Annotated in this window: 2 protein-coding genes; both read right to left on the bottom strand. The window is 69.0% G+C overall.

The window, feature by feature from the left end; all coding sequences use genetic code 11:
- Positions 1–33: 33 nt before the first annotated feature.
- Positions 34–624 (bottom strand): integrase core domain-containing protein, encoded by a 591-nt coding sequence (locus Ssi02_RS38395; RefSeq protein WP_204034401.1) that lies wholly within the window; start codon positions 622–624, stop codon positions 34–36.
- A 22-nt stretch (positions 625–646) separates the two neighbouring features.
- Positions 647–2,050, bottom strand: a complete 1,404-nt coding sequence (locus Ssi02_RS38390; protein ID WP_204034398.1) for an IS110 family RNA-guided transposase — start codon at positions 2,048–2,050, stop codon at positions 647–649.
- Between the last annotated feature and the right edge of the window lie 313 nt (positions 2,051–2,363).

Genomic DNA, 2,363 nt, shown 5'->3' with positions numbered 1-2,363 from the left:
TGTGATGTCTCAAGACATCGGAAACCCCCGAACCTACGGGTTCGGGGGTTTCGTCGTTTTCGGCTTTGCCTGGCGCTGGTAATCCCGGGTGGGATCGACGACAAGCTCGCGCAGCAGTTCACCGGTGGCGGTGGCGACGACCCGGACGTGGAGATCGTCGACGAGCAGCAGGACGTGGGTTCGGGCGTGGGTTCGCCCGATGCCGATGTGGTGCAGGCGCCCGGCCAGGCGCAGGGTGACCACGCCGGAGTCGTCGACGCGGTCGCGGCGCACCCGGGCATGGGTGTCGGGTCCGCGGTCGGCGGCGGGCAGGGCCTTGGGCAGCGAGGTGTAGACGGCCGCCGGCACGGCCCTGTGCGGCAGGGAGCGGTGCGGCCGGCGGTGGTTGTAGGCGGTGGTGAACTCGTCCAGGAGTTCTTGCAGGTCGGTGATGGTGGCGGGCTGGCGGAGCCGGGCTCGCAGCCAGTTCTTCATCGTCTGCTGGAACCGTTCGACCTTGCCGCAGGTGGTGGGGTGTCCCGGGGCGGAGTTCTTCTGGACCACGTGCAGGCGTCGCAGCTCGTGCTCGAAGGCGTTGCGGCCGCCGCGCCTGCCGGCGCCGGCCAGGCGGGTGGTGAACACCATCCCGTTGAGTTCCTAATGGATGTCAAGTAGGCGGGATCTTGGCGTTGTGGGGAGACGAACTGGTCGACACAGCGCGTTGCGACTGCCTTCTTGGCCGGTCCGCTGCCGGTGCGGCCAGCCGGTGACCGCGGGTGGTGCGCCGGGCTGCGCGGAGGTCAGCGGAGACTGTGTAGTGCTCGGCGATTATGGTGCGTGCCCGGCCGGCATCGACGGGATGGCCGTCGGCATCGCGCAGAATGTAATGCTCGCCTCGGCGCCAGCAGGCGGCGAGGCGGGTGAGCAGCGTGGTCGCGATGTGGCAGAGGGCGGAGTTGTGGTGTTTACCCTCGGAGACCATCAGCCGGTGGTATTTGGCTGCGAGGCTGGGATCGGCGCGGCGTGCGTGCTCGGCGGCCATGAACAAGGCCTCCCGCAGACAGGCGTCGCCGGACTTGGTCAGTCCGTTGTGACGACCGTTGACCCCGGAGGAGTCCAGGCGCGGGACCAGGCCGCTGAACGCTCGGACCCCGGCCAGTGAGGCGAAGCGGTTGGGATCGCCGAGCCGGCCGAGGATCTGCGCGCTTAAGACCGGGCCGATGCCGGGCACCGACTGCAAGATGCCGTCGGGGTCGGCGCGGGCGAACAGTACGGCGATCCGCTCGTCGAGCTCCTTGATCTCTGCGGTCAGAGCCAGTGCCAACCGGGCCTCGATGGCGATGTCGTCGGCCAGATCGGGATAGTCCAGCTCGTCGTCCCAGAGCTGGAGCGTCGCGAGGGCGGCAGCCAGCAGCTCCTGCGCCTTGGCCTCAGCCCAGGCGCCACGGGAGTGGCGGTGCAGGAAGCGGGCGAGGCGGGCCCGGCCCAGTCGCCGCACCGTGTGGGGGCAGGCGTAGCCGGCGGCCAGGAACCTCAGCGGAGTCTTGTTGGCCAGATCGCTGCCCATTGCGGCGTGCCATCCCGGCCCGAGGATCTCCAGCAGTGCGTCCAGGCGGGCTAGCGTTGCGGTGCGGCGACGCACCAGCGTGGAACGCAGCTTGACCGCCCGGCGTAGCGGGTCGCCGGGGCCGAGGCCTTGCTCCGTGTGCAGTCCCTCGGGATGCAGGAGCGGCAGCCGAGCCAGCAGACGCGAGTCGAGCCGGTCGGACTTGGCATGCTTGCTGTAGTAGGCGCGCAGGTCGGCAGACCGCTCGGGAGGCACCATCACCACTGCGGCACCCCGACGGCGAAACCATGCCGCCAGTGGTACCCAGGCGTTGCGGGTGGGTTCCATGATCACCGTCACCATCGACGGATCGGTCCCGGCCGGGAGCATCGCCCACAACCGTTCCAGATCTTCCGCCGTGGTGCGGAACCGTCGTCCCGACCAGAGGAACTCCCCGCGTTCATCGGCCAGGCTGGCCTGGTGGGCCACCCGGCACGCAATGTCGATTCCCAGCCGCAGCCGCAACTTCCGGCTCCCGTCTTCCCGTCGGATTCGTTGATCGGCCGGCGACGCCGACACCAGGGAGGATGCAGTACCAGACATTCACCAACAGGGATCCGCGTGATCGAGAGCAACTCCCGCGTGCGGTCGCCGGGTTCCTAACAGGACATGCGATCCCCCGGCGTTGGCCCCGCCCGTCCCACGATCAACAGGCAAGAAGCACCAGGCTCCAATCGGTCAGCAGCGGTGACGAGCGGGCGCCGGTCTCCCCCGATCCTCACGCCGCCGGCCGGACATGGTGAGCATCTTGGGGACACCACCAAGTTTGAATGTCGGT

This window comes from Sinosporangium siamense (assembly GCF_016863435.1).
GTDB classification, from domain to species: domain Bacteria; phylum Actinomycetota; class Actinomycetes; order Streptosporangiales; family Streptosporangiaceae; genus Sinosporangium; species Sinosporangium siamense.
The sequence above is the reverse complement of the archived record's forward strand: the minus strand, read 5'-3'. Positions and strand labels throughout refer to the sequence as shown.